Origin of the sequence: Arthrobacter sp. M2012083, from assembly GCF_000281065.1 — a bacterium.
Lineage (GTDB): Bacteria > Actinomycetota > Actinomycetes > Actinomycetales > Micrococcaceae > Arthrobacter.
The window spans coordinates 122910-129641 of record NZ_AKKK01000001.1 but is presented as its reverse complement, the minus strand read 5'-3'; the positions used below and the strand labels follow the sequence as shown (position 1 = coordinate 129641).

Below are 6732 nucleotides of genomic sequence, written 5' to 3'. Positions count from 1 at the left end.
GTTGCTGTGGCGTTTGATCTTGCCCAGCGTGCTGAGCAGGCCGAGGCTGGTGTTCCTGTCTTGGAGCGGGGCCAGGGGGTGGGTGCCCAGGTCGCGTTGGCCCGGCGGGAGTCACCGAATCGTGGGTCCCGGTTGCTGGGTTTGGCGAAGGCGTTGGTGATGGAGATGCCGCGGACGTTGGCTGCCCTGAAGTCGGGGCAGTTGAACGAGTGGCGGGCCACGCTTTTGGTGAAGGAGACGGCGTGTTTGTCTGTTGAGGACCGGTGCGCGGTGGATGAGGAGCTCGCCGCAGATACCGGGACTTTTGACGGGAAGGGCGATCGGGCGATTGTTGCGGCGGTGAAGGCTGCTGCGTATCGGCGGGATCCGCGGTCGGTGGCCGGGCGTGCGAGCCGTGCCGCCGCCGAGCGGACGGTGAACCTGCGTCCGGCGCCGGACACGATGACTTACCTGACCGCGCTGCTGCCGGTCGCCCAAGGGGTCGCGGTTTATGCTGCCCTGTGCCGGGCGGCTGATGCGGCCCGTTGCAGCGGTGGCACCGGTACCCGTGGTCAGGTCATGGCCGACACTGTGGTCGAACGCGTCACCGGCACACCTGGTGGGGTCTCCGGGATCAACCTGGACCTGATCATGACTGACCGCACCCTCTTCCAAGGCGACAGCGAACCGGCCCGGCTCAAGGGTTACGGAATCGTCCCCGCTGAGTGGGGAAGGGAACTCCTAACCCTGGGGCAAGTAGCCCCGGACCAGGAGCTCACTCTCTGGCTCCGCCGGCTCTATACCGCGCCGGCCAGTGGCGAGCTTCTGGGCATGGACTCCAAAGCCCGGCTCTTCCCGACGAGGCTGCGGCGTTTCATCGAAACCCGCGACGATACCTGCCGGACACCGTACTGCGATGCGCCCATCCGGCACATCGACCACGTGGTTCCGTGGCGCTCAGGCGGAACCACCACGCTCACTAACGGAGCAGGGCTATGCGAAGCCTGCAACCACACCAAGGAAAACCCCGGCTGGACCAGCAAAACCGTACATGCTGACGCGCACGGGGGTGTCCACACCCTGGAAATCAGCACCCCCACCGGACACACGTACAAATCGAGGGCACCATTTCTTCCGGGTCATGAATGCGCTCAAGGACAAGATCCCGTTCCGCGGCCAGATGCCATCTCACGGCAAGCAGAGCCGGGATCCGGCACTATGCCAATGCCGGGCCCACCCCAGCCGGAACAGAGGAACCTTGCCCGTGTTTAGGCGGCTAACTGTTTGCGTCGAGATTATGGTGCGCAGGCGTCCTTGAGTGCCTGAACCGACTCGGCCGGCACCTCGTCGCCGGCTTCCGCGATCTGGTTCAACGGCGTCGTGATTTCAGCGGGAACGCCCGCAGCACCGGCGGCCGAGACCAAGCCGGCAAGCAACTGCTTGTCCTGAACGCTGACCAAGCCGTCCTGGACTACAGCGCAGACCTGCTTCGTCACTTCATCGGCGGCGGCCGTAGCCACCTTCGATGCGGCGTCGCTGGCTGCGCTTGTAGCTGCTTCCTCCACAGCTCCGCAGCCGACGAGCAGCAGCAACAGGGGGACGGCGGTCAGGGCAACAAGGCGACGGGTCATGAGTCCAGAGTAGCAATCGGACCCAGTCGCCAGGTCGCCCAATGGGAGCACGAACGCTTCAAGGGGTCTTCGCAGCCCTACTCGCACCGGGAGCACTGGCGCTTCTGACGGTTGCTTTCCCGGAGGCAAGGACCGTGGCACATTTGCTGCGGAACTAGGAATTACGACGGCGGCCAACTCGCGTAATGATTGACATGACATAACTCACATTCTGTAAGCTAATTTCATAGTCACGCAGTCGGCTTCCTTCGCACTCATCAGGGAGGTCCGTCTTGGCCCCCAATTCCCTCAAGTCAGAGATTCTCCTGGCCCATGGGGTCGCGCCTTCCGCGGCCAGCGTTGCTCGACGAAGAGCAGCCGCAACCCACGGCGTGTCCAACAAACCCGATGCCCTTCTTGGAGCCATAGCCGTCAGGCAGTTGTTTCACCGCTGGCCTTTAGTGCCATCACGGGAACTGGAACGGATCCGCCACGTGCTCCTGCACTGCGACCAGCTAGGCTCTCCCGACACCCACCACCTGTCCGAGCCGGCCCAAGCTCTGCTGGAGCTGATCAACAGTGAGTTGGAACGGCGTCGAAACGCCGCGGCTCCGCAAGGGATGCCAGGGGCAAAGGCGCCCGTGGACGTCCCGGAACGGGGTGCCGCGTAGATGGCCGGCCACTTTGAGTTGTTCGAAGAATCAGGAGGTGATTGCCGCGTCCGTCTCGTCGATGGTGACGGGACAGAACTTGCGCTCTCCATCTGCTTCCATGACAAGGACTCGGCAGCCAAGGCCATCTACTCGCTACGGGAGATCGCGGCGAGTGGCCTGATTGAGGACCACACGTCGCGGGCACCATGAGGTTACAGTGGGGCTGAGATTCCAGCTCGCTCCTACCGGATAATCGGAAGGCCCGCCGTCGGGAAGACGCTAGGGAAGATCGACGGCGGCGGGACGGGTACGGTGTCCAGCGGCACCGTAACCGTTTCAGCGCCAACAGTGACGTCGTAACCCCGCACATCAATCCGCAACGGCTCGTCGCTGTAGTCCTCACCGGATACAAGCGTCAGGGCGATGGAACCTTGTGAGAGGTCCACGGCCAGCAGGCGTCCCTGCACCTTGAGCCGGAAGGACAGGCCTTCCCACTCCGAGGGCAGGCGAGGATCAAAGCGCAGCACCTCGCCTTGGTCCCGCATGCCAGCGAAACCGCACACCAAGGAACTCCAGATACCGCCAGTTGACGCGATGTGGACGCCGTCGATGGTGTTGCCATGGGAGTTGTCGAGGTCGATGAACAGTGCCTCGGTAAAGTGCTTCAGCGCGACGTCGCCGTACCCAACCTCGGCCGCCATGATGCCCTGCACGCAAGCGGACAGGGTGGAGTCGCCGGTGGTGATCGGATCGTAGAAGTCGAAAGCGCGCTGCTTTTCCTCGGCCGTGAAGTCCTGCCACTGCAGGAACATGGCCAGCACGGTGTCAGCCTGCTTGAGTACCTGGTGCCGGTAGATCACCAAGGGGTGGAAGTTCAGCAGCAACGGGTACTTGGACTTGGGTGTGTTCCAGTCCCACGGCTCCAGAGTCATGAAGTCGTTGTCCTGGCTGAAGACCTCCAGGTGGGGGTCGTACGGGAGCGACATCCGCTCGGCCGCCTGCCGCCACACCATGCGCTCGGTTTCGGCGACCCCCTCGTGTTCCAGCGCGGCGGCGGCCCGCAGATTGAAGCGCGCCATGACGTTGGTATAGAGGTTGTCGTTGACCACGGCCGTGTACTCATCCGGGCCGGTGACGCCGTGGATGTGGAACATTCCGTCCTTGCCGAAGAAGCCCAGCGACGCCCACATGCGTGCTGTTTCAATCAACAGGTCGGCGCCCAGTTCGCCGCGGAAGGTGTCATCGCCGCTGGCCCACTGGTATCGGTTGGCTGCGAAGGCGATGGCCGCCGCAATGTGGAACTGGGCAGTGCCGGCAGCGTAGTAGGCGCTCGCTTCGAGGCCGTTGATGGTCCGCCACGGGAACAGCGCACCGTCCACGCTGAGCTCCTTGGCCCGGACGCGCGCGTCCGGCAGCATCGCGTGCCGCGATTCCAGCACCTTACGTGCCCCGCAAGGATTGGTGTAGGTCAGGTAAGGCAGGAGGTAGACCTCCTGGTCCCAAAAGTAATGGCCCTCGTAACCGGAACCACTCACACCCTTGGCCGGGATACCCGCAACGCCCGCCCGGGCAGTGGCTTGTGCCAACTGGAACAACCCCCAGCGCACCGCCTGCTGCATCTCCGCCTGACCACCAATTGAGATGTCCGCCGTGGTCCAGTATTCGGCGTAGTGGGCCTTGCTCTGGTCCAGGATGTCGGAGAAGGACACCAGGTTCGCTTCGGCTTCGGCCGCGAGGCTTTCACCACGGTCTTCGGCGTCAGAGGAGCCGGCAACCACGTAGCTGACCGACTTCTCCAAACGGAAAGTGTCGCCGTCGTGAATGGCCAGAACGTAGCGGACGGACGATTCGTCCTCCGCCACCAAGGTCTCGAAGGGCTGGCCTTCGGCCGAAATCCAGTGATCAACGGCAATGGCGACGCGCTGGCGGGACTCGGACGTTTCCCATGCCAGGCGAAGCGAGCCGTCGGTACCCTGGAGGTGCAGCGGCAGCAAGACCCGGCCAGCGTGCCGGCCCGAGCGGCGGGGATCGTGGACCGAGTGGTCCTCCACAGGCTGGTCCTGGCGGTTCACGACGCCGGAGGTGATGTCCGCGGACACGTCGCGGTCAGCTGTCAGCGACAGTTCCAGGCCAAGACATCCGCGGGAATCGAAGCCTACGGCGCGGCGCTCCACCGTGGTGACGGTAGCGCCCGAGCGGCAGGCCCACGTGATGGTCTCCTCGTAGACGCCTGTGGAAAAGTCCACGCTGCGGTGGTAGTCCAGCACCGTGGATTCGGCAAGGCTCAGGGCTTCGCCATCAATGGAGACGGTGAAGTTGTTGGCGTCGGGCACGTAGACGATCCGCTGGCCTGTCCGGGCAAAACCATACGCATTTTCGGCGTGTTTGATGTCCCAGATCTCGTGAAAGCCGTTGATGAACGTGCCGGGAAGCTCGCCGTCCCCCGCCGTTGAATGCGAGCCACGGATACCAAGGTGGCCGTTGCCAAGCGCGAATAGCGTTTCCAGCGTTCCCTCGTCACCGGGGACGTGGATATTCTCCACGAGCTTCCAGGGCTCGCAGGGGAAGCGAAGCCGATCGGAGCTGATGAGTGCCATGGGCTGTTGAAGTCCTTCGAAAAAAGTAGGGTCAGAGAAGATCGTTGAGGTCGTCCACCACCAGCGTGGCACCGGCGTCGAGCAGGGTTTTCCGGCCTGCCCCGCGGTCCACGCCGATCACGGCGTAGAAGGGAGCGCCCGCGCCGGCCTGCACGCCGGACACTGCGTCCTCCACCACGATGCATTCCTCCACTGGCACGTCCAGCAGGCTTGCTCCATACACGTAGGTGGCGGGGTCCGGCTTGCCGGGAAGTCCGACGCCGGCAGCGACCTGGCCGTCGACGACAACCTCAAAGTGGTGGTCGAGCCCGGCGGCCTTCAGTACCGCAGGCGCGTTGCGCGAGGAGGACACGACGGCCACCTTGAGACCCAGTTCCACTGCGGCGTTGATGAACTTGACCGAGCCCTCATACGGCTCAACGCCGCGGGAGTTCACGATCTCGTTGAAAATGGCGTTCTTGCGATTGCCCAGGCCTTGAACCGTCTCGTTGTCGGGATGGTCATGAACCGGTCCCTCGGGCAGCGTGATGCCGCGGGACGTCAGGAAGTCACGGACGCCGTCGAAGCGCGGCTTGCCGTCAATGTGATCGAAGTAGTCGCTCTCCTGGTAGCCCTGCGGGTGGCCCGTAGCGGCCAGGTAACCGTCGAAAAGTTCCTGCCACGCCTGCTCATGCACCACGGCAGTGGGCGTCAGCACGCCGTCGAGGTCGAACAACAGCGCCGAGGCGCCAGTCCAGGCATTACGAAGATCAGTCATGTGCATTGTTCCGTTCAGCGCTTGTGGCGCGTGGTCTTGCGTTCGATGAGCTTGGTATCGAGCAGGTGGTTGGAGGGTTGATGGGGGGTTTCAGTATTCAGCAGGCGTTCACACAGCAGGTTTGCTGCGAAGGCGCCTTGGTCGGCAACGGGTTGCGCCACGGTGCTCAGGCCCAGGAACCAACTCATGGGGTGATCGTCTATGCCGATCACGGACACGTTCTTGGGCACGGAAAGGCCGTGTTCACGTAGCGCCATCAGGGCACCGAACGCGGCCTCGTCACAGTGGGCGAACACTGCTGTGGGCCTCCCGCCACGGGCAATGAGTTCAGTCATTGCCCGCCTGCCGTCGTCGATGCTTGGCCCGGTCCCCACCACAAGGTCCGGGTGGACGGTGAGGTGGTGATCATCCAGCGCACGCTTGAAGCCACGGAACCGTGGAGTCTCAGTCACAACGGAGTGTTCATTGCTCGAGAGAACGGCCAAGTCCCAATGGCCCAGCCCCAGCAGGTGTTGGGTGGCCTGCCAGGCTGCGTGTTCGTCATCGATACCTACATTGTCCCACGGAACATTTCGCATGCCCACGCTGGCCACTGCCAGCCCGCAGGCTTCCAACGCTTCCATCTCTTTGGCGGCGAGGTCAATATTGAGCAGCAGCACCCCGTCCACTCTTTGCGTCAGGTTTCCCAGATCCGCAAAGAACTGTTGCCGCACGCTGGCCTTGTTGCGCAGGCTGATCAGGACAGTGTCGTAGCCGCTGTCGCCGAACACTTCCTCTGCTGCTTCCACCGCCTGGGCGAAGAACCAGGCGGTGGCTGTCGGGGCCACGATAGCTACTGAACCCGTGCTCCCACCGGCCAGCCTGGACGCTGCGGCGGAGGCTTTGTAGCCAAGTTTGCTGGCGGCTTCCGCCACCTGTCGCTGAGCTTTTTCAGAAACGTTGGGGAGGTTCCTGAGGGCCCGCGATACCGTGCAAATGGACAACCCGGAGAGAACGGCTACGTCCTGGATTGTCACCCTGTGAGTCCTAACCATGCAACACGGCCTCAACCCTTTCCATCCTCGCCTGACGCCTTGGCGTGAGCCCCTCACCGGGACACCAGCCAAAAGTGTAAGCGCTTACAATTTTGTCATTCA

At 63.3% G+C, this 6732-nt stretch carries 7 protein-coding genes; 3 read left to right on the top strand and 4 right to left on the bottom strand.

What is annotated here, in order from left to right:
* A partial coding sequence (locus A477_RS21850) for an HNH endonuclease (protein WP_017197124.1) occupies positions 1 to 1251 on the top strand: 1251 nt, incomplete at its 5' end.
* Between the two features lie 23 nt (positions 1252 to 1274).
* On the opposite strand, the gene A477_RS0100685 is transcribed toward A477_RS21850, so the two are convergent.
* Complete coding sequence (locus tag A477_RS0100685; RefSeq protein WP_017197123.1) at positions 1275 to 1610, bottom strand: hypothetical protein; 336 nt, start codon at positions 1608 to 1610, stop codon at positions 1275 to 1277.
* Positions 1611 to 1882: 272 nt separating this feature from the next.
* Between A477_RS0100685 and A477_RS0100680 the strand changes: the two genes are divergently transcribed.
* Both A477_RS0100680 and A477_RS0100675 read left to right on the top strand, forming a co-directional pair.
* Positions 1883 to 2260, top strand: coding sequence for a hypothetical protein (locus tag A477_RS0100680; protein WP_017197122.1), 378 nt, complete (start codon positions 1883 to 1885; stop codon positions 2258 to 2260).
* Positions 2261 to 2452 (top strand): YegP family protein, encoded by a 192-nt coding sequence (locus A477_RS0100675; protein WP_017197121.1) that lies wholly within the window; start codon positions 2261 to 2263, stop codon positions 2450 to 2452.
* 32 nt (positions 2453 to 2484) lie between these two features.
* Here the strand turns inward: A477_RS0100675 and A477_RS0100670 are convergent, their stop codons facing one another.
* The 3 genes from A477_RS0100670 to A477_RS0100660 are packed head-to-tail and all read right to left on the bottom strand — an operon-like array spanning position 2485 to position 6612.
* A complete protein-coding gene (locus tag A477_RS0100670; protein WP_017197120.1) occupies positions 2485 to 4839 on the bottom strand; it encodes a glycoside hydrolase family 65 protein in 2355 nt (784 codons plus the stop codon).
* A 31-nt stretch (positions 4840 to 4870) separates the two neighbouring features.
* A complete protein-coding gene (locus tag A477_RS0100665; RefSeq protein WP_017197119.1) occupies positions 4871 to 5602 on the bottom strand; it encodes an HAD family hydrolase in 732 nt (243 codons plus the stop codon).
* An 8-nt stretch (positions 5603 to 5610) separates the two neighbouring features.
* Positions 5611 to 6612 (bottom strand): LacI family DNA-binding transcriptional regulator, encoded by a 1002-nt coding sequence (locus tag A477_RS0100660; RefSeq protein ID WP_237715685.1) that lies wholly within the window; start codon positions 6610 to 6612, stop codon positions 5611 to 5613.
* Positions 6613 to 6732 lie beyond the last annotated feature (120 nt).